This window comes from Streptomyces sp. 3-6, assembly GCF_056323165.1.
Genome location: NZ_JBWHZP010000016.1, coordinates 37,975 through 57,508, shown reverse-complemented (window position 1 = coordinate 57,508; position 19,534 = coordinate 37,975). Strand labels below are relative to the sequence as shown.

Sequence of the window (19,534 nt, the reverse complement as noted above, 5' to 3'; positions counted from 1 at the left end):
CGTGGGGCCTCCTGCTCCAGGCAGTCGTGCGCTCGGGCTCCCCGGCGGTAGGGGCGCTCCGGGCCGGGGCGGGGCTCGGAGGTAGTGGCGGGGCTCAGAGGTAGTAGCGGGCCACCGACTCGGCCACGCACACCGGCTTGTCGCCGCCCTCGCGCTCCACGGTGAACGCCGTGGCCACCTGCACGCCGCCCGGTACCTCGTCGACGGCGGAGATCGTCGCCGTGGCGCGCAGCCGCGAGCCGACCGGGACGGGGGCGGGGAAACGCACCTTGTTGGTGCCGTAGTTGACGCCCATCTTCACGCCCTCGACGGTGAGCAGCTGCGGGCCGAACAGCGGCAGCAGGGACAGCGTCAGGTAACCGTGCGCGATGGTGGTGCCGAACGGGCCCGCTGCGGCCTTCTCCGGGTCGACGTGGATCCACTGGTGGTCGCCGGTGGCCTCGGCGAACAGGTCGATCCGCTTCTGGTCGACCTCCAGCCAGTCCGTGTACCCCAGCTGCTCGCCCACCGCCGCCTTCAGTTCGTCGACGGACGTGAAGATCCTCGGCTCTGCCATGTCCCGGCCTCTCGCGTCAGGGAAGTCGCCGCGCAATCCGCTGCGCAACTCTAAGCGACTGCTTAGCATGGTCCGCCCGGCCGTCCCTGTCAACGGACCGGGCGGGGTGGGCGGCCGGGAGATCGCGGAAGCTGCGGCGCGGTCGACGGGTGGGGGTGGGGGTTGGGGGTGGGGCGGCGGCGGCCCGCCGGTTCTCTTCCGCTCCCCGTCCGGTCCGGCTCCGGTTGGTGGTCCGGTCCTCGAAGGGAATCCCTGCCCGTCCGGCGCTGGGTAGGGTTCGAGGGGTGCCCCAGATCCCAGAGAAGATCCACGAGCTCTCGGTCGGCCAGCTCGCCGCCCGCAGTGGCGCGGCCGTCTCCGCTCTGCACTTCTACGAGTCCAAGGGCCTGATCAGCAGCCGCCGCACCCCGGGCAACCAGCGCCGCTTCAGCCGGGACACGCTGCGCCGGGTGGCGTTCATACGGGCCGCGCAGCGCGTCGGCATCCCGCTCGCGACGATCCGTGAGGCACTCGCCCGGCTGCCCGAGGAGCGCACGCCGACCCGGGACGACTGGGCCCGGCTCTCCGAAGCGTGGCGCGCGGAACTGGACGAGCGCATCCAGCAGCTCAACCGGCTGCGCGACCACCTCACCGACTGCATCGGCTGCGGCTGTCTGTCCCTGGACACCTGCGTCCTGTCCAACCCGGACGACGTCTTCGGCGACCGGCTAACCGGCTCCCGTCTGATGGCCGAGAAACCCCGCCCGACCCGAGGTCCTGCCCGTCCGCGATCGTGAACGCCGGGTTCGCCGCCGCGACTGGCGGGCAACCGTCGGCGGCGGTGATCTCGGCGACGCCGGCGCCGTGTGAGGGGCGGATCCGACGGGCCGGCCCGGCCGCCACCCGGTGACCGGCCTCCCGTGGGGCTCGCCCGCCGGGGCCCGGGCGGTACGGGCAGGTGCCGGGAGGGGCGGGTGCCCTCCCGCTGGTCCTTCGTGGAGCCCGCCCGTGGGGAAGGGGGCGGGGTCGCTGCCCTCGGGACTTTACGTCGACCGTCGTTCCGGCCGGGCAGCGGCAGCAGGGGAGTGCGGCATCCCCGGCATCCCCGGCGCACCCCCTGCCCGTCGTGCTCCCGGGGCCCGGCTCGGCCCGGCTCGGCGTTCCGTCGTCCGGGGTCCTGTTTCGTCCGGTGACCGGTGACCGGTGACCGGTGACTGGTGTCCGGTGTCCGAGGCCCTGCTCTGCCGGTTGCCCGGCTGCCCGGTTGCCGGCCCGGGTGTCCGGGCCGTCCGGGTGTCCGGGCAACCGGGCGTCGGGTTGTCCGTGGCCGCCCCGCCGCCACCCTTCCGTCCCCGTCGGCGGGGCTCGCTCCTGTCCCTCGTCCGTCGCGTACGGCGCCGCCGCACGCGGTGGGCGGTGTCGGTCAGGCCGACACCAGCAGCCTGGCCCGGCGGGCGTCCGCCAGGGCGCCCGGGGTGAGTACCGGGCGCGGCACCAGGATCCCGCAGTCCGTGCAGACCGGTCCGGCCGACGGCTCGTGATCCAGGTCGTACCGCCAGGTCAGACGCTCGCCCCGGCAGACCGGGCAGGCCGTGCCCGGCTCCCGCTCCAGCGCGGCGATCAGCCGCCGCAGCACCTCCGCCAACGGTTCCGTCGGATGCACCCGGGGGTCGTCGCACCAGGCCACACCGAATCCGCCCCAGGTCAGCCGGTGCCAGTCGTCCACACTGCCCGGCCTGCGCAGCCCGTCCTGCTTCTCCTTCCTGCGCCGTGCGGCGAACTCGACCTCGTAGGCCAGCCAGACCGCCCGGGCCTCCTCCAGTTCCTCCAGTGCGGCCACGAGCCGCGCTGGGTCGACGGAGCGGTCCTCGGGGTCGAACCCGGCCCGTGAGCACAAGTGGTCCCACGTCGCCCTGTGCCCGTACGGAGCGAACCGCTCCAGGCACTTGCGCAGCGAGTAGCGCCGCAGCGCCAGGTCGCACCGCGGATCACGCACCTGTCTCGCCAGACTTCGGAAACCGGCCATCCTCCTGCACCTCCGTCACACCTGCACCTGTAATCCGGTCACTTCGGCGTCGTCGAACGGACGTCGTCGAGTAGACGTGTCGACACGCGAATCGGCTCCATCCTCTTTCCGGCGGCCGCCGGGCCGCCCGCGCCGGCGTGCCGGTCAACTCCCCCGATCCGTACTTCAGTTGTGGTCGACCACGGGGGTCCGTGCCGGGGTCCGCACGCCCCGGGAGGCGGAACCCCGCCGACCTGAGAACTCCCCGCAGGAGCCACGGGTTCCTGAAGACCCCGCGGATATGCGCGCCGATCGCCGTCCGAGCGCCACGGTGTCCGGGACGGACGGGGCCGCCGGACGCTGTCCGTGCTGGTGGCAGACGCAAAGGGGGTGGTGTCCGGCACGGGCCGGACACCACCCTTTTCGGCGCGAAACCGCTCAGCGGGCCGAACCGCTCGCGGAGGCCCACGGCGGAGCGCAGCCGTCAGCCGGACGAGCCGCTCGGCGGAGGCCGAGGGCGGACGCCCGGTGCGGGACGCCGCCCCCCAGGGGCGAGCGCGCTCAGCGGTAGAGCAGGTACTCCCGACGGGTCCGCCGGAACGCGGCCAGGTCCTGCTGCCAGCCCGCCACCACCTCGTCGGTGTCCGCACCGGCGTCGATCATGGTGCGCACCCGCGCGGAGCCGGTGAGCTTGTCGATCCAGTGGTCGGGGCGCCAGGCGAAGCCGCTCCACGCCTGCTTGGCGGTGATCAGCAGCCCGATGCCGGTGCGCACCGGGTCGAACGCCTCCCGGTCGTGGACGTGCAGCTGCACGCCGCCGACCGTCTTGCCCTGGAACTTGGAGAAGACCGGCGCGAAGTACGCCTCCCGGAACCGCACCCCCGGCAGGTCCAGCCCGTTGGCCGCCTCCGCCCAGCCGCCGTCGACGCCCTCGGCGCCCAGCAGCTCGAAGGGCCTGGTGGTGCCGCGGCCCTCGGAGAGGTTGGTGCCCTCGAACAGGCACGTCCCCGAGTAGACCAGGGCGGTCTCGGGGGTCGGCATGTTCGGGCTCGGCGGTACCCAGGGCAGCCCGGAGGCGTCGAAGAAGTCCGACCGCTTCCAGCCCTTCATCCGGACCGTCTCCAGCGGCACCGGGGCGGTCAGGAACTCGCCGTTGAACAGCAGCGCCAGCTCCGCCACCGTCATGCCGTGCGCCTGGGAGACCGGCTCCCGGCCCACGAACGTCGCGAACTCCTTGTGCAGCACGGGTCCCAGCGCCGCCCGGCCGGTGACCGGGTTCGGCCGGTCCAGGACCACGAACCGCTTGCCCGCGAGCCCGGCGGCCTCCATGCAGTCGTAGAGCGTCCAGATGTACGTGTAGAACCGCGCCCCGACGTCCTGGATGTCGAACACCACGGTGTCCACTCCGGAGGCGGTGAAGATGTCGGCCAGCGGCCGGCCGCTCTTGAGGTAGGTGTCGTACACCGGCAGGCCGGTGGCGGGGTCGTCGTACCGGCCCTCCGAACCGCCCGCCTGGGCCGTGCCCCGGAACCCGTGCTCGGGGCCGAAGACGGCGATCAGGTCCACCCGGTCGTCGGCGTGCATGACGTCGACGATGTGCCGCGCGTCGCGGGTGATGCCCGTGGGGTTGGTGACGACACCCACCCGCTGCCCGTCGAGCAGGGCGTAGCCGTCCGCCGCGAGGCGTTCGAAGCCGGTGGCCGTGCGTCGGCCGCGGCCCGCGGTGGACGGCGGGGCGGCGGCGTGGGCCGGGGCCGCGGACACCGCCATCGCGGCCGTGGTGGTGGCGAGCAGGGTCCGTCTGGACAACCTCATGGGGCGGCCTCCGTGATCGCTGCGGATGTCATGCACACGCACGCTAGCTGTCAGTGGCCCGCTACGAAACGAACCGCACCGCACGGGGTGGTCGCGACCCTTCCGTACGACATACCGACCGGTTAGTCTGACGCCCGTCGTGTCCCGCCGTCGCGGCGGCGGTCGCGGCCGGACGCCCGCACGCCGGGGCGTCCGCCGGATCGGTCCGGAGGCACCCGCACCCGGACCGCCCGACCGGACGCCCGCCCGGCAGACGGCGGTCCGGCAGGATGCCCGCCCGGCAGGCCACCGGCCTGTCGACCCGCACCCACGTCGACCCGACGGATCCGGCACCACGTCGATCCGACCGATCCGAAACCACGTCGACCCGACCGATCCGAAACCACGTCGACCCGACCGATCCGACACCACGTCAAGGAGACCAGGAGCCCATGCAGGAGCCCACGGTGGAAGCCGTACAAGGCGCGAAAGTGGTGGTCACGGGGGCCGCGGGCGGCATCGGGGCGGCCCTCGCCCGCCGCTTCGCCGCCCAGGGGGCCCAGGTCGCCGTCAACGACCTGGACGCCGACCGGGTGAAGGCCGTCGCCGACGAGATCGGCGGCATCGCCGTCCCCGGCGACGCTTCCTCGATCGTCGCCGAGGCGCGCGAAGCGCTCGGCGGCCGGGTGGACGTCTACTGCGCCAACGCCGGGGTCGGCCGCGACGGCGGGGAGCCCGGCGAGCCCCTGGACGAGCAGGGCTGGGCGCTGTCCTGGGACGTCAACGTGATGGCCCATGTCCGGGCCGCCCACGCCCTGCTCCCCGACTGGCTGGAACGGGGCGCCGGACGCTTCGTCTCCACCGTCTCCGCGGCCGGGCTGCTCACCATGCTCGGCACCGCCCCGTACAGCGTCACCAAGCACGGCGCCCACGCCTTCGCCGAGTGGCTGTCGCTCACCTACCGCCACCGCGGGGTGAAGGTCCACGCCATCTGCCCGCAGGGCGTGCGCACCGACATGCTGACCGCCAGCGGCAGCGCCGGCCGGCTGGTGCTGGAACCCACCGCGATCGAGCCGGACGACGTGGTCGACGCCCTGTTCCGGGGGATCGAGGAGGACCGCTTCCTGATCCTGCCGCACCCGGAGGTCGCCGCCTACTACAAGGCCCGCGCGGACGACCCCGAGCGCTGGCTGAGCGGCATGAACCGTCTCCAGCAGCAGTGGGAGGCCACCCGCTGACCCGCCCGGGCCGCCCGGCGGCCACCGCCCGGCAGGGCAGCCGGCCCGGACCCGGCTGTGCCCGCCGGGTGGCCCGGGGGCAGACTGTCCGCCGGTGCCCGCGCGCGGACGGCGGCCCGTACCGCGTGGCCGGACGGGCGGTGCGAAAATCCTCCGTCGGGGACGGCGTCCCCGACGGACGATGCGCACGACGCGCGCAACGGCGCACGACGACAAGAGCGACACGGAAAGCAGGTGGCGGCAGTGCCCAGGACGACGGACGGTGACGGGACTCCCGTACCCCAGCGGCTGCTGGCCGCCGCCACGCGCCTCTTCGCCGAGCAGGGCTACGACCGCACCTCGGTGCAGGAGATCGTCGAGGCGGCCGGCGTCACCAAGGGCGCGCTCTACCACTACTTCGGCTCCAAGGACGACCTGCTGCACGAGGTGTACGCCCGGGTGCTGCGGGTCCAGCAGGAACGCCTGGACGCCTTCGCCGACGCCGACGAGCCGATCGAGAAGCGGCTGCGCGGTGCGGCGGCCGACGTGGTCGTCACGACGATCGAGAACCTCGACGACGCGTCGATCTTCTTCCGCTCCATGCACCACCTGAGCCCCGAGAAGAACAAGCAGGTGCGCGCCGCGCGCCGCCGCTACCACGAACGCTTCCGCGCGCTGGTCGAGGAGGGCCAGGAGGCCGGCGTCTTCTCCCGGGCGACCCCGGCCGACCTGGTGGTCGACTACCACTTCGGCTCCGTGCACCACCTGTCGACCTGGTACCGCCCCGACGGCCCCCTCAGCCCCCAGCAGGTCGCCGACCACCTCGCCGACCTGCTCCTGCGCGCCCTGCGTCCCTGAGGTCCCGGCCCATTGATCACGGGCTCTGAGGGTCCGGCCCGTTGATCACGGGCCCTGAGGTCCCTCCGGCCCGTCGGCCCGTGGGGCGGTGGCCGGCCCGTCATGCGGACCGGCCACCGCCCCGCCCGGGATGCCGTCCACCGGCCTCAGCGGTACTGCTTCAGCTCGCGGCGGGCCAGCGACCGCTGGTGCACCTCGTCCGGGCCGTCGGCGATCATCAGGGTGCGCGCCGCGGCGTAGAGCTCGGCCAGCGGGAAGTCCTGGCTGACCCCGCCCGCGCCGTACAGCTGGATGGCGCGGTCCAGGATGCCGACGACCGTGCGCGGCGTGGCGATCTTGATGGCCTGGATCTCGGTGTGGGCGCCCCGGTTGCCGACCGTGTCCATCATCCAGGCCGTCTTCAGCACCAGCAGCCGCAGCTGCTCCACGGCGACCCGCGCGTCGGCGATCCAGTTCTGCACGACGCCCTGCTCGGCCAGCGGCTTGCCGAAGGCGTCGCGGGACACGGCGCGGCGGCACATCAGCTCGATCGCCCGCTCGGCCATGCCGATCAGCCGCATGCAGTGGTGGATCCGGCCGGGACCGAGCCGGGCCTGGGCGATGGCGAAACCGCCGCCCTCCTCGCCGATCAGGTTGGTCACCGGTACGCGGGCGTCGTCGAAGAACACCTCGGCGTGGCCGCCGTGGTACTCGTCCTCGTAGCCGAAGACCCGCATCGCGCGTTCCACCCGCACGCCCGGGGTGTCGCGCGGGACCAGCACCATGGACTGCTGGCGGCGGATGTCGGCGCCGTCCGGGTCGGTCTTGCCCATCACGATGAAGATCCGGCAGTCCGGGTGCATGGCCCCGGAGATGTACCACTTGCGGCCGGTGAGGACGTACTCGTCGCCCTCCCGACGGATGTGCGTGGTGATGTTGGTGGCGTCGGACGAGGCGACTTCCGGCTCGGTCATCGCGAACGCCGAGCGGATCTCGCCCGCCAGCAGCGGTTCCAGCCACTGCTTCTTCTGCTGCTCGTCGCCGAACTGGGCCAGCACCTCCATGTTCCCGGTGTCGGGCGCGGCGCAGTTGGTGGCCGTGGGCGCCAGCTGGGGCGAGCGGCCCATGATCTCCGCGAGTGGGGCGTACTGCAGGTTGGTCAGCCCGGCCCCGTAGGGCGACTCGGGCAGGAACAGGTTCCACAGGCCCTGCCTGCGGGCCTCCGCCTTCAGTTCCTCCATGACGGGGACGGTGTCCCAGGGCGAGGCCAGGGCGGCGCGCTGCTCGTGGGCCACCCGCTCGGTGGGGTACACGTGCTCGTCCATGAAGGCGAGCAGCCTGCCCCGCAGTTCCTCGGTGCGCGCGTCGAACGCGAAATCCATGACGATCAGCCCTCCTGAAGGCCCTGCAGAGTGGTGAGGCCGTGCTCGATGAAGACGGGGACCAGGCCGCCGATGAGGTCGAACCCGGGCCCGACCGTCCGGCCCAGCGTGTAGCGGTAGTGGATGCCCTCGAGGATCACGGCGAGCTTGAACCAGGCGAACGCCGTGTACCAGGAGACGGCCGCCACGTCGCGTCCCGAGCGGGCGGCGTAGCGCTCGATCAGTTCGGCGGGGGACGGGTGCCCCGGCGCCTCGGCGGTGGTGGAGACCGGCGAGTCCGGCAGCCCGAGCGGCGTGCTGTACATGACCAGCAGGCCGAGGTCGGTCAGCGGGTCGCCCAGCGTGGACATCTCCCAGTCGAGGATCGCCCGGATCGCGTCGTCCTCGCCGATCAGGACGTTGTCGAGCCGGTAGTCGCCGTGCACCACCGTCGGCGCCGGGGAGTCGGGCAGTTCCCGGCCGAGTGCGGCGTGCAACTCGTCGATCCCGGCGAGGTCGCGGTTGCGGGAGGCGTCCAGCTGCTTGCCCCAGCGCCGCAGCTGCCGGTCCAGGAACCCCTCGGGGCGGCCGAAGTCGGCCAAGCCCACCGCGGCAGGGTCCACCGCGTGCAGCTCCACCAGCGTGTCGACGAGGTCCAGGACGGCACCCCGGGTGCGCTCCGGGCCGAGCGGGGCGAGCTGCTCGGCGGTGCGGTACGGGGTGCCGTCGACGAACTCCATGACGTAGAACGGCGCTCCCAGCACGTCCTCGTCCTCGCACAGCAGCACGGTGCGGGGGACCGGGACGGAGGTCGGGTGCAGCGCCTCGATCACCCGGTGCTCACGCTTCATGTCGTGTGCGGTCGCCAGGACGTGGCCGAGCGGCGGGCGCCGCACGACCCAGCGCGAGACGCCGTCGGACACCCGGTAGGTCAGGTTCGACCGTCCGCCCTCGATCAGCCGGCCGGACAGCGGGCCGTTCACCAGGCCGGGCCGCTCCCGTTCGAGCAGGCCGCGCAGCCGGTCGAGATCGAGTCCGGGCGGGTGGTCGGGGCTCATCGTCGCTCCTGTGGGCAGGCGAACAGTACCCGCCCCATGATGCCGACCGGTCGGTATGCCGTCCAGGGGGCGAATCGGACGGGATCGGACCCACGGCCGGACGGATTCGGGTCCGCGAGCGGACGGGGCCGGGTCCGCGACCGGACGGGATCCGGTCCACGGCCCGGCGTCCACGACCTGTCGTCGGCCCGGCGTCCACAAGCTGTCGTCGGCCCGGCGCCCGGACCCCGTCGCCCGCCCCGGCCACGCCGGGCCGCCCCGGCCTCCGTCCGCAGTGCCCCTGATTCTGCCGTTCCGCTTGCGTCGCGCGCCGGGGCCCCGGAGGGTCGAGGCATGAAGGCGATCAGTTACGCAGAGTACGGCGGCCCCGAGGTGCTGACCTTCGGCGAGGTCGACGAACCGAAGGTGGGACCCGATTCGGTGCTCGTGCGGGTACGGGCGGCGGCCGTCAACCCGGTCGACTGGAAGTGCCGGGAGGGGTATCTCGACCCGGTGCTCCAAGCGGTGTTCCCGGTGATCCCCGGCTGGGACGTCGCGGGTGAGGTCGTCCGCACCGGCGGGGCCGTGCCCGAGTTCGAGCCCGGTGACGAGGTCATCGGCTACGTCCGCGAGGACTTCCTCTCCCGGGGCACCTTCGCCGAGTACGTGGCGGCGCCGGTGCGCGCCCTGGCGCGCAAGCCGCGCAACCTCTCCTTCGAGGAGGCGGCCGGCATCCCGCTGGCCGGGCTCACCGCCTACCAGGTGCTGCACCGCTTCCTCGCCGTGGGCCGCGGGGAGACCGTCCTGGTGCACGCCGCGGCCGGCGGGGTCGGCTCCCTCGCCGTCCAGATCGCCGCGCACCTCGGCGCCCGCGTGATCGGTACGGCGAGCGAGCGCAACCACGACTTCCTCCGCGAACTCGGGGCGGAGCCGGTGAGCTACGGCGAGGGTCTCGGCGAACGGGTGCGGGGGCTGGCCCCCGAGGGGGTGGACGCCGTGTTCGACACGGTCGGCGGCGACGCCCTGAAGGTGTCGGCCAACCTGCTCGCCCCGGAGGGCCGGCTCGCGTCGGTCGCCGACGGCGGGGTGGTGGACTACGGCGGCCACTACCACTTCGTCCGCCCCGACCCCGAGGACCTGACGCGCCTGTCCGAACTCGCCGAGCAGGGCGCGCTGCGCGTGCACGTCTCCGAGACCTTCCCCCTGGAACGCACGGCGGACGCGCACCGGCTCAGCCAGGAGGGCCGGACCCGCGGGAAGATCGTCGTCACGGTCGGCGGGGAAGCGCCGGAAGGGCAGTAGCCCGGCGGGCGGGGTGGTCGAGGGGTGGGGCCGGTGAACGGTCCGGCCGGTGACCGGACGGTCCCGGCCGGGAAGCCCGGCGCATCGCACCGCACCTGCCACCCCGCCGTCACCGCGTCACTGCCATCACTGCCGTCGCCATCGCCGTCGCCATGGCCGTCGCTGTCGACGGCCCCGTCGCGTCCCGTCCCTCTCTCCGTCCCCGCAGGCGCCGGGCGCGCTGAGGTGAGCGCGTCCCGTGTCCCGGTGCGGCGGCTGGGCGGCACGCGCGGCGCCCCTACCGCACTCACGCGCGGTGCCCCTACCGCACCAGGGTCGCCCCGCACACCGCCATCGCCACCGTGCACAGCACCGCCGCCGCGACGAACCGGGCGGCCGGGGCGGCGGGGAGCCCGGGGCCGGCGAGTCTGCGGATCCGGCGCTGGGCGACGCCGAGCAGGCCGACCCAGCACAGGCAGCACAGGGCGCCCGCCACGACGCGGGCCGCCGACGTCCCGTCGTGCACCACGCTCCGGACCGCCAGCACGGTCGCGACGGTGGCCGCCAGCGTGGTGCGCCGCCAGGCGAGCCGGGTCCGCTCCGGCTGCAGTCCGGGGTCGCGGGGGCCGTCCGCGGTGTACGGGCCGCTCACCCGTTCCTCCCCAGCAGCACCACGACGACCATGACGACGGCCACCGCCGCGATCACCAGACTCATGACCGCCGGGAACCGGGACAGCGGAAGGTCCTCGCCGCGCCGCATCGCGCGCTCGCAGCGCACCCAGTGGTTCACGGCGCGCAGCGCGCACAGCGCGCCCGACGCCAGCAGGACGAGCGCCAGCCCGGTCCGCCAGGGGCCGGGCAGGTCCGGCAGGAACTGGTCGACGGCGAAGCCGCCGCCGATCAGCGCGAGCGCGGTGCGCAGCCAGGCCAGGAAGGTGCGTTCGTTCGCCAGGGAGAACCGGTAGTCGGGTGTCTCGCCCTCCTGCCGCGCGTCCTCGGGGGCGAACCACAACCGGACGTTCCGTACGAACTCGATCACCCGGCGACCCTAACCCGGGCTCCGGAACCGCCCGGGCGGCCGCCCCGTCCCCAGCCCTCGGCTCCCGGTCCGGCCGGCGGCCCTCCCGGCCGTGACCCCGCCCCCGACCCCAGCCCTCGGCCCCTGGTCCGGCGGGGCGCCGTCCGGACCCCACCCCGGGCTCCTGGACCGGCCTGTCGTCGGTCAGCCCGTCGACCGGTGTGCCTCCAGCCGCCGCCAGGCTTCCAGGCCGTCCGGCACCCACTGCCGGCGGTCCAGGTCCAGCCGCAGCTCCGCCTCGGGCAGGAAGGTGTACCAGGCCACCTCCTCGGCCTGCGGCCGGACCGGCAGCTCGCAGCGCACCTCGTAGACCGCCGACCACCAGCTGTGGCCGCCGTCGTTGTCGTAGAGGAAGGAGAAGCGGAACGCGGGCCGGGGCAGACCGCTCACTCCCAGTTCCTCCTCGGCCTCCCGGAGGGCGGCGTCGTCGTAGCTCTCGCCCGCGCCGACGACGCCACCGACGAACATGTCGTACAGCGAGGGGTGGACCAGCTTGTCCGGTGTCCGGCGGTGCACGAAGACACGGTCCTGGGCGTCCCTGACCAGGACGAAGACGCACCGGTGCCGCAGACCGCGGGCGTAGACCTCACCGCGCGGGGCGCGGCCCACCACCCGGTCCTGCTCGTCCACGACGTCGAGGATCTCGTCGGCGGAACGCCCACCGACCGTGTCGTCCCCACCGACCGTGTCGTCCCCACCGACCGTGCCGTTCCTGCCGCCCGCGCCCTGGCCGCCGCACCCGCCCTCCAGGCCGGTCGTGCCCTCCGTGCCGCTCACGCCCCCCGTGCGGGCCGTGCCGTCCGGGCCGCTCGGATCCTTCGTGCCGCTCACATCGCGCCCACCGTCCATGCCGCTCACGCCCCTCACGCCGCTCGTGCCGTCCATCCAAGCAGCAGTGCCAGGCCCGCAGCCGAGCCCGTCGGCCGTTCCCTCCGCCGTCCGTCCCCTCCGCCGTCCGCCGGTCGCACCGTCCGCCGCCCCGGCCGGTCGTCCCGTCCGCCGATCCAGCCGGCCGTCCCGGCGGGCGGCGGTCAGCCCAGCCGGACGCTGCGCGCCGGGGCGCCCTTCAGGGTGCCCCGGGGCATCGCCGGGTGCAGGCCCAGCAGCACGATGCCCGCGACGATCGCCGCCAGGCCGCACGCCTCCCAGGCCAGGGCGCCGGTGTCGGTGCGCAGCCGGTCGCCGAGGAAACCGACACCGCAGACGATGCCGGCCAGCGGCTGGGCGGCCGTGAGCGCGGGCAGCGACATCCGCAGGGGTGCCGTCTCGAAGGCGCTCTGCACCAGCAGCAGCCCGGTCACCCCGAGCGCCGGCACCGCGTACGGCTGCCAGCCGGTCAGCACCTCGTGGAGCCCTCCCGCCTCGAACCGCTGGCCGCTGACCCGGGTCAGCGCGTCCTGCACCCCGTACAGCAGCCCCGCGGCTCCGGCCAGCAGCATCGGCGCCCAGGTGAGCAGCCGCCGGCGTCTGGCGCAGCCGGTGAGCAGCAGGGCGAGCCCGACCATGCCGCCGATGATCAGCCAGTGACGCAGCGGGTCGGTGAGCGCGGTGCCGCCGGTGGGCCGGCCCGCGACGACGAACGCGGTGACGCCCCCGGCCAGCAGCGCCAGCCCCGCCCAGCCCTGCCGGCCCAGCGCCTGGCGGGTCCGGTGCCGGGAGAGGGCGAGGGCGAACAGCAGGTTCGTGGCGAGCAGCGGTTCCACCAGCGACAGTTCGCCCTGGCTCAACGCCACCGCCCCGAGGACCATGCCGGCCACGACCAGCCCCATGCCGGCCAGCCACTCCGGCACCTTCATCAGGTCGAGGAGGAGGCGGGGGCGGAGGAAGTCGCCGAGCGGAGCCCGCTGGGCGGCGTCCTGCTGGAGCACGAACCCGAACCCCAGGCAGCACGCGGCGCTCAGGGCGAGCACCAGGACCGGAACCGACACGCTGTGTACCTCAATGATCATGTGGGATCACGGACGGTGAGGCCGACTCTAACCGCCGTCGGGGCCGGCCGCCCGCGCCCGGCGTGCGGGGCTCCGTCGTCCGCGTCCCGCCGGGCGTGCTCCGGGCGTCGGCCGGTAACGTCAATTCTCGGACGGGTGACGGAAGTTGACGCGTGTAAGGGCCGGTGCGCCCTTGACGTCGGCGGCGAACGGCCGGTTTGCTGTGCGTGATCAGTTCATGGCGTTCGGCAGCCGACCACTGCCGTACCGACCGCCGTCGTGAACCGAACCACGAAGAACGCGTGAGGAAGTCCCGCGGTGCCCCCACCCCCGCCACCCCTCGGCCGTGCCCGCAGACGTGCCGCTCCGGGCTTCGACGAGGCGCTCGACGACGCCGACCTCGTCGTCGCGCGGGGCGCGCTCGCCCAGGGCCGCTGGCAGCACGTGCGCTCGCTGCTGGTGCGGACGGGCACCGACTGGGACCGCCGGGGGCACCGGATCACGGTGCTGGCCCGCGAGTCGACCAGTGCCGCCTGGGCCCGCGAGTGGCTGCTCGCCGAACCCGACTCGGGCGACGCCTCGGTCCTGCTGGCGCTGGCCGGGGTCCGCCGGGTGCTGCGCGGCAAGGACACCCCTTCCCGGGTCCGCGCGGCGTGCGAGCGCGCCGCCGCACTCCGGCCGGCCGACCCCACCCCCTGGCTCGGTCTGCTGATGCTGGAGTGCGCCCTCGGCCCGGAGGGGGACGTCGTCCGGGTCTTCGAACAGGTCCGTGCCCGTCACGCCGATCACCACCACGCCCACCACCTGATGGTCGCGTGGCTCGCCGAGCACCGCGTCGAGGCCGGGGCGGACCCGCTGCACGAGGTCTACGACTTCGCCACCTGGGCCGCCGAGCAGGCCCCGGCCGACTCCCCGCTGGCGATCCTCCCGGTGATCGCGCACGCCGAGCGCTACCGCGCGCTGGCCGCCGCCGGTCACGAGCCCGCCGATCCGGTCGCCTCCGGGCACTGGACGGGCCGTCGGGCCCGGCAGGTGATGAAGGCCGCCTTCGACTGGTGGCTGGAGTGGGAGCACGAGGGCCACCCGCGACGCCTGATCGACCTCAACTACCTCGCCCACGCCAAGATCTGCGAGGGCCGGGGCGCCGAGGCGGCAGCCCTCTTCCACCGCATCGGCGACCACGCCACCCCGGCGCCCTGGTCGTATCCCGCCCGCGACCCCGTCACCGCCTTCCGCACCGCCCGCGCCACGGCCCTGGGGACGGCCTGACCGGCCCCGATGCCCCGACACCCCGACGCGCCCCGGCTCCGACGCTCCCGGCCGTCCCCGCCCCGTGTCCCGCTCGATCTTCCCGCTCGATCTTCCGGCCCGACCCCCGTCCGACCCCCGATCAGCTCCTCCGCTCATCCGCTCATCCGCTCCTCGGCTCCTCGGCTCCTCGGCTCCTCCGCTCCTCCACTCCTCCGCTCCTCGGCTCCTCCGCTCTCCCGCTCTCCCGCTCCTCCGACCCGCTCGGCCCCGACCACCACCTCCGACCGAAGGACGGTCTCCGCATGACGACGGACAGTTCGCGCACGAGCAGACCAGCGGCCGACGGCATCAGCACCTTCAAGGGCCACGAACGCGCGCTGCGCGCCGACCGCCTGGGCACCGGCGGGCTGCTGCTCTCGGTCCTCGCCGCGACGGCACCCCTCATGGTGGTCGCCGGTGTCATGCCCACCACGTTCGCGGTGATGGGCATCGTGGGCCAGCCCCTGCTCTTCGTGCTCCTCGGCACCGTGCTGATCCTCTTCAGCCTCGGCTACGCCGAAATGAGCCGCCACGTCCACAACGCCGGCGCCTTCTACGCCTACATCTCCCGCGGCCTCGGCGGAACGGCCGGAGCGGGCGCCGCCCTGGTCGCCCTCGTCGCCTACAACGCCCTGCAGATCGGCATCTACGGCATCTTCGGCTTCGAGGTCTCCGGGCTCCTCGCCACCTACGCCGGCCTGGACGTCGCCTGGTGGATACCGGCTCTGGCGGGCGTCCTCGCCGTCGGCGTGCTCGGCTGGCTGAAGATCGACGTCAACGCCCGCGTGCTCGGCGTCCTGCTGGTCATCGAGGTGCTGCTGGTCGTGGTCTTCGACGTCGCCGCCATAGCCGACCCCGGCAGCGAGGGACTGTCCCTGCACGCCTTCAACCCCGACACCCTCACCGGGGCCGGCGTGGGCACCGCGCTGTGCTTCTGCATCGCCGCCTTCCTGGGCTTCGAGCAGGCCCCCGTGTACGCGGAGGAGACCAGCAGGCCGCACGTCCTGGTACCGCGCGTGATGTTCCTCGCGGTCGCCGGGGTCGCCGTGTTCTTCGCCGTCAGCAGCTGGGCGCTCACCATCGCCACCGGGCCCGCGCAGGTCGTCGGCACCTCCCAGGAGCACAGCGCGGGCCTGCTGTTCTTCCTCACCGAGGACCGGCTCGGCGGCACCTTCACCGACGTCCTGCACGTCCTCTTCGTCACCGGCATGTTCGCCGCCCTGCTCAGCTTCCACAACGTCGTCGCCCGGTACGCCTTCGCGATGGGCCGCGAGGGCCTGCTCCCGTCCGCCTTCGGCCGCACCTCCGGGACCAGCGGGGCGCCCGGCACCGGCTCGCTGCTCCAGACCGTGGTCGCGACCGTGCTGGTGCTCGCCTTCGCCGTCACCGACGACAAACCGGTCGGCGACCCGACCGCACCCGTGCTGCACCTGTTCACCTGGTTCGGGAACATCGGAGCCCTCGGCGTGATCGTGCTGATGGCCATCGCCTCGCTGTCCGTGGTGGTCTTCTTCGTCCGCCGGGGAGCGGCCCGCGCCCAGGCCTGGCGGCTGGTCACCTCCGTGGTCGCCGGGCTCGCCCTGGTCGTCATCGCGGGCTACACCGTCAAGGACTTCGACGTGCTCGTCGGCGCCGGCCCCGGCTCCGCGCTGAGCCGGCTCCTGCCCGGCGTCATCGGGCTCGCCCTGGTGGCGGGACTGATCCAGGGGCTGGTGCTGCGCCTCCGTGCCCCCGAGAAGCACGCCCGGATCGGCCTGGGCAACGAGGCGTTCCAGCTCGACAAGCTCGACAAGCTCGACAAGCTCGACAAGCTCGACAAGCTCGACAAGCTCGACGAGGAGGCCGGCGCCCCGGAGCGCTGACGGGTCCCGGGCCGGGCGGCGGAGGCATGCGCCGCCGGGGACCCCCGACGTGGCCCTGGCCCGCCGTCGCACCGGCTCGTCGCCCGGTCCCGTCGTCCCGGGCCCGGCCACGGCCCCTCGCACCGGGGCCGGCGTGCCGGGGCGGGGTCGCCCCTGCCCCGGACGTCAGTCCGCGGCGTCGAACCGGACGTCCTCGATGCCCTCGTCGAGGAAGACCGCCAGGTCCTGGGCCTCGGCACGGACGGCTTCCCGTTCCGCGCGGGTGAGGGGACGGAGCGGGCTGACGCGCAGCCACCGGTCGCGCACGGTCCAGGTGGCGGTGACCCGTCCGTCGACCAGGACCATGCGGTGGCCCGCCACGGACAACCCCAGATGGGGGGCGTCGATGATGCGGCTGCGGTCGTGGTGACCGAGCACGACGTTGTCGAAGGCCGGGAGGAACCGCACGGGCGCCGGGGTGTCGGGGTCGGGCCGGGGCGCGTCGGGCAGGTCGAACAGTTCACGGCCGCGTTCGTCGCGGAAGACGACGAGTTCCTCCCGGCACGCCTTGACGGCGGCGGGAAGCCCGGCGAGGCCGCACCAGGCCCGCAGGTCCGCGCCGGCGGCGGGCCCGTGGGCGGCGAGATAGCGGCGCAGCAACCGCTGCCCGACCGGATCGTCGTCGCCGGAGGGCAGCGGCTCGACGTCCCGCCCCAGCCAGACCGCCATCGACAGGTTGCGCACCCCCGCCTTCTGCTGCCACAGACCGCGCGGCGGCAACTGGACCGTGGGCACCAGGGCGGCGACGAGCAGTTCACCCAGGGCGCGTAGCGGAGGATCCGGCCAGCGGTCCGCGAGGGCCTCGGCCAGTTCGCGCAGGGTGCGGGGCCGCCCGTCCGCCATCACCGCACGGCCCGCCGCGGCGACCTCCTCCACGTCGAGCCCGGACAGCTCGCTCCGGTAGGTGCCCAGTACGCGCTGCCGCAGCATGGCGTCGTGACGGGCGCGCCAGGCGAGCGCGTCGTCCGCGGTCACGAGGTGGACGGTGCGGCGCATCAGGTGGGTGCGCACCACCGCGCGGCCGGTGAGCGCGTCGTCCAGGTGCCCCGGTTCGAAACCGGCCAGACGGGACCAGAGGCCGATGAAGGGCTCCTGGGGTTCCTGCGCCTGCAGACCGCACAGGTGGGCCACCGCCTCGGGCGTGGAGGTGTCGGCACGGGCGAGCAGGAACTGGCGGGCGAGGGTGGCGCGGTTGAGCGCGCGGTGGTCGAGGATCGTCATGGAGGGTTCCACTCTGGCTCGGCGGCGGAGACGGACGTCGGGGAACGGTCGCGGGTGGGGGGACGGTCGTGAGGAGGGGAGCGGTCGCGGGTGCGGGTGCTGGAACGACGGCGACCCCGGCACCCCCGGTGTTCCGGCTTCCCGTGCCCGCGCCCTCCGGTGGCACGGCGCGCTGCCGTGACCGCCGGAGGGCGGGCGGATCGTGCCGGACGGCGCGCGACTCGTGCCGGACGGCGCGCGACCCGTGCCGGACGGTCCGGCTCAGCCGTGGTACGGGGCGGTGACGTCCAGGACCCAGGTGACCCCGAAGCGGTCCGTGAGCATGCCGTACAACGGCGCCCACGGCGCGGGCTCCAGCGGACGCACCACGGTCGAGCCCTCGGCGAGCCTGCCCCACAGGCTGCCGATCTCCTCGGCGTCGTCTCCGCGGACGGAGACGAAGAACGGGTTCTCCCCCCGGTCCCAGGGCAACTGCGCGGGCACGTCGTAGGCCATGACGTGGAAGCCGTTGGCACCGGCCACCTCGCCCCACATCACCCAGTCCGCCTCGCTCTCGTTCCGCACGGCGCCCGCCTCCGCGTAGGTGACCGCGACGGTGCGTCCCCCGAAGACGGAGCCGTAGAAGTCCAGCGCCTCGCGCGCGGCACCCCGGAAGTTCAGGTGGGTGGTGGTCGTGACGGACATGACGGGCTCCTCGCCTCGATGGGATCTGCGTACCGTCGGCCCGTCCGTACGGGCGACGGCCGCCGTGGCCGGGAGGGATGTCTCCCGGTCGGCATGCGCCCACCCTCGCAGGCATAGAGGACAGGGTGTGTCCTCTACTACCGGCACCATGGGCCACATGCAGAAGACGTCCTCCCGCCTGCTCGCGCTGCTCTCGTTGCTCCAGACCCCCCGCGACTGGTCCGGTGAGGACCTCGCCCGGCGGCTGGACGTCACCTCGCGCACCGTGCGCCGCGACATCGACCGGCTGCGCGACCTCGACTACCCGATCACCACCGTCAGGGGCCCGGCCGGCGGCTATCGGCTGGAGGCGGGCACCCGGCTGCCACCCCTGCTGTTCGACGAGGGGCAGGCCGTCGCCCTCGCCACCGCCCTGCAGACCGCGGCCACCGGCGGCCCCGTCGCCGAGGATGCCGCCCGGGCCCTGACCACGCTCCGCCAGGTCATGCCCGCCCACCTGCGCCACCGCGTCGACCTCCTGCGCGTCACCGCCGTCCGCCCGCCCGCGGCCGGCGACACCGCCGGGGTGGACCCCCGCCTCCTGGTGGAACTGAGCCGGGTCATCCACGGTCACCTCGAACTGCGCTTCGACCACACCCCGGCTGCCTCCGCCACCCCGGCGGAGGCTCCCCGCCGGGTCGAGCCGCACCACCTGGTCACCTGGCGTCACCGCTGGTACCTGGTGGCCTACGACCTCGACCGCGAGGACTGGCGCACCTTCCGCGTCGACCGCATCCGCCCCCGCACACCGACCGGCCCCCGCTTCACCCCGCGCCCACTCCCCGGCGGCGACGTCTCCACGTTCGTCACCGGCCGCTTCCGCGGCAACGACGGCACGACCACCGCGTGGCCCTGCCGAGGCGAAGCCGTCCTCCACCTCCCGGCCGCCGAGGTCGCTCCGTACGCCCAGGACGCCGTCGTGGAGGAACTCGGCCCCGACCGCTGCCGGATCACCCTCGGCTCCTGGTCGTGGACCGCGCTCGCCGCCACCCTCGGTCACTTCGACGCCGACGTCGACGTCATCGGCCCGCCCCCGCTGGTCGCCGCGTTCAAGACCCTCGCCGCCCGGTACGCCCGCGCCGCCGCCGACGGGACGGAAGCGGAGACGGGGCCGGGGCCGACGGCGGGGGCGGACGCGGACGGGGACCCGGGGTCGGAAGCGGAGGCAGGAACGAAGGCAGGGCTGGACGCGAACGCAGGGCTCGACGCGGCGCTGGGGGCGAAGGCGACCACGCGCCCGTCCTCTGACACGGAGGCCGCTCCGCCGCCGTGACGCCGTGGTCAGGTCAGCCCGGCCGCGAGCCGACGAGAACCCCTGACCCGG

18 protein-coding genes are annotated in these 19,534 nt (G+C 74.2%); 7 read left to right on the top strand and 11 right to left on the bottom strand.

Annotated elements, in window-relative coordinates:
* Positions 1–94: 94 nt before the first annotated feature.
* Entirely contained in the window at positions 95–556 is a 462-nt protein-coding gene (locus tag AC02VZ_RS20540) for a MaoC family dehydratase (RefSeq protein ID WP_362092828.1), read from the bottom strand.
* Positions 557–840: 284 nt separating this feature from the next.
* On the opposite strand from AC02VZ_RS20540, the gene soxR reads away from it, so the two are divergent.
* Positions 841–1,332 carry a redox-sensitive transcriptional activator SoxR gene (gene soxR, locus AC02VZ_RS20535; protein WP_432056660.1) on the top strand — a complete coding sequence of 164 codons (492 nt, stop codon included), beginning with the start codon at positions 841–843 and terminating at the stop codon, positions 1,330–1,332.
* Between the two features lie 626 nt (positions 1,333–1,958).
* Here the strand turns inward: soxR and AC02VZ_RS20530 are convergent.
* Positions 1,959–2,561 carry a hypothetical protein gene (locus AC02VZ_RS20530; RefSeq protein WP_432056659.1) on the bottom strand — a complete coding sequence of 201 codons (603 nt, stop codon included), beginning with the start codon at positions 2,559–2,561 and terminating at the stop codon, positions 1,959–1,961.
* Between the two features lie 540 nt (positions 2,562–3,101).
* The gene (locus AC02VZ_RS20525; RefSeq protein ID WP_476476069.1) at positions 3,102–4,355 is read right to left on the bottom strand and encodes an exo-beta-N-acetylmuramidase NamZ family protein; all 1,254 of its coding nucleotides are present in this window, start codon (positions 4,353–4,355) and stop codon (positions 3,102–3,104) included.
* Positions 4,356–4,786: 431 nt separating this feature from the next.
* Here AC02VZ_RS20525 and AC02VZ_RS20520 point away from each other — a divergent pair, with 431 nt between their 5' ends.
* Both AC02VZ_RS20520 and AC02VZ_RS20515 read left to right on the top strand, forming a co-directional pair.
* Positions 4,787–5,572, top strand: a complete 786-nt coding sequence (locus AC02VZ_RS20520; protein WP_432056657.1) for an SDR family oxidoreductase — start codon at positions 4,787–4,789, stop codon at positions 5,570–5,572.
* Between the two features lie 243 nt (positions 5,573–5,815).
* Positions 5,816–6,409 (top strand): TetR/AcrR family transcriptional regulator, encoded by a 594-nt coding sequence (locus AC02VZ_RS20515; protein ID WP_432056656.1) that lies wholly within the window; start codon positions 5,816–5,818, stop codon positions 6,407–6,409.
* A 146-nt stretch (positions 6,410–6,555) separates the two neighbouring features.
* Here the strand turns inward: AC02VZ_RS20515 and AC02VZ_RS20510 are convergent, their stop codons facing one another.
* Both AC02VZ_RS20510 and AC02VZ_RS20505 read right to left on the bottom strand, forming a co-directional pair.
* Positions 6,556–7,770: an acyl-CoA dehydrogenase family protein gene (locus tag AC02VZ_RS20510; protein ID WP_476476068.1), complete on the bottom strand. Its 1,215-nt coding sequence runs from the start codon at positions 7,768–7,770 to the stop codon at positions 6,556–6,558.
* Positions 7,771–7,775: 5 nt separating this feature from the next.
* Positions 7,776–8,807, bottom strand: coding sequence for a phosphotransferase family protein (locus AC02VZ_RS20505; protein ID WP_432058785.1), 1,032 nt, complete (start codon positions 8,805–8,807; stop codon positions 7,776–7,778).
* Between the two features lie 333 nt (positions 8,808–9,140).
* Here AC02VZ_RS20505 and AC02VZ_RS20500 point away from each other — a divergent pair, with 333 nt between their 5' ends.
* On the top strand, positions 9,141–10,088 hold the full coding sequence (locus AC02VZ_RS20500; protein ID WP_432058786.1) for an NADP-dependent oxidoreductase: 948 nt from the start codon (positions 9,141–9,143) through the stop codon (positions 10,086–10,088).
* Positions 10,089–10,389: 301 nt separating this feature from the next.
* On the opposite strand, the gene AC02VZ_RS20495 is transcribed toward AC02VZ_RS20500, so the two are convergent.
* The 4 genes from AC02VZ_RS20495 to AC02VZ_RS20480 form a co-directional block, all read right to left on the bottom strand.
* Positions 10,390–10,719: a DUF202 domain-containing protein gene (locus AC02VZ_RS20495; RefSeq protein WP_432058787.1), complete on the bottom strand. Its 330-nt coding sequence runs from the start codon at positions 10,717–10,719 to the stop codon at positions 10,390–10,392.
* Entirely contained in the window at positions 10,716–11,108 is a 393-nt protein-coding gene (locus tag AC02VZ_RS20490; RefSeq protein ID WP_362092857.1) for a YidH family protein, read from the bottom strand. The genes AC02VZ_RS20495 and AC02VZ_RS20490 overlap by 4 nt, the downstream gene beginning before the upstream one ends.
* Before the next feature lie 183 nt (positions 11,109–11,291).
* Positions 11,292–11,789: an NUDIX hydrolase gene (locus tag AC02VZ_RS20485; protein WP_476476093.1), complete on the bottom strand. Its 498-nt coding sequence runs from the start codon at positions 11,787–11,789 to the stop codon at positions 11,292–11,294.
* A 389-nt stretch (positions 11,790–12,178) separates the two neighbouring features.
* Positions 12,179–13,075 (bottom strand): DMT family transporter, encoded by an 897-nt coding sequence (locus tag AC02VZ_RS20480; protein WP_432058788.1) that lies wholly within the window; start codon positions 13,073–13,075, stop codon positions 12,179–12,181.
* Positions 13,076–13,393: 318 nt separating this feature from the next.
* Between AC02VZ_RS20480 and AC02VZ_RS20475 the strand changes: the two genes are divergently transcribed.
* A complete protein-coding gene (locus AC02VZ_RS20475) occupies positions 13,394–14,344 on the top strand; it encodes a hypothetical protein (protein ID WP_432058789.1) in 951 nt (316 codons plus the stop codon).
* A gap of 284 nt (positions 14,345–14,628) precedes the next feature.
* Positions 14,629–16,227: an APC family permease gene (locus AC02VZ_RS20470; protein ID WP_476476067.1), complete on the top strand. Its 1,599-nt coding sequence runs from the start codon at positions 14,629–14,631 to the stop codon at positions 16,225–16,227.
* A gap of 165 nt (positions 16,228–16,392) precedes the next feature.
* Here AC02VZ_RS20470 and AC02VZ_RS20465 read toward each other — a convergent pair whose 3' ends face one another.
* Both AC02VZ_RS20465 and AC02VZ_RS20460 read right to left on the bottom strand, forming a co-directional pair.
* Entirely contained in the window at positions 16,393–17,487 is a 1,095-nt protein-coding gene (locus AC02VZ_RS20465; protein ID WP_476476066.1) for a winged helix DNA-binding domain-containing protein, read from the bottom strand.
* A 261-nt stretch (positions 17,488–17,748) separates the two neighbouring features.
* Positions 17,749–18,171 carry a VOC family protein gene (locus tag AC02VZ_RS20460; protein ID WP_432058792.1) on the bottom strand — a complete coding sequence of 141 codons (423 nt, stop codon included), beginning with the start codon at positions 18,169–18,171 and terminating at the stop codon, positions 17,749–17,751.
* Between the two features lie 157 nt (positions 18,172–18,328).
* Here AC02VZ_RS20460 and AC02VZ_RS20455 point away from each other — a divergent pair, with 157 nt between their 5' ends.
* Positions 18,329–19,483, top strand: coding sequence for a helix-turn-helix transcriptional regulator (locus AC02VZ_RS20455; protein WP_476476092.1), 1,155 nt, complete (start codon positions 18,329–18,331; stop codon positions 19,481–19,483).
* The last annotated feature ends 51 nt before the right edge of the window (positions 19,484–19,534 follow it).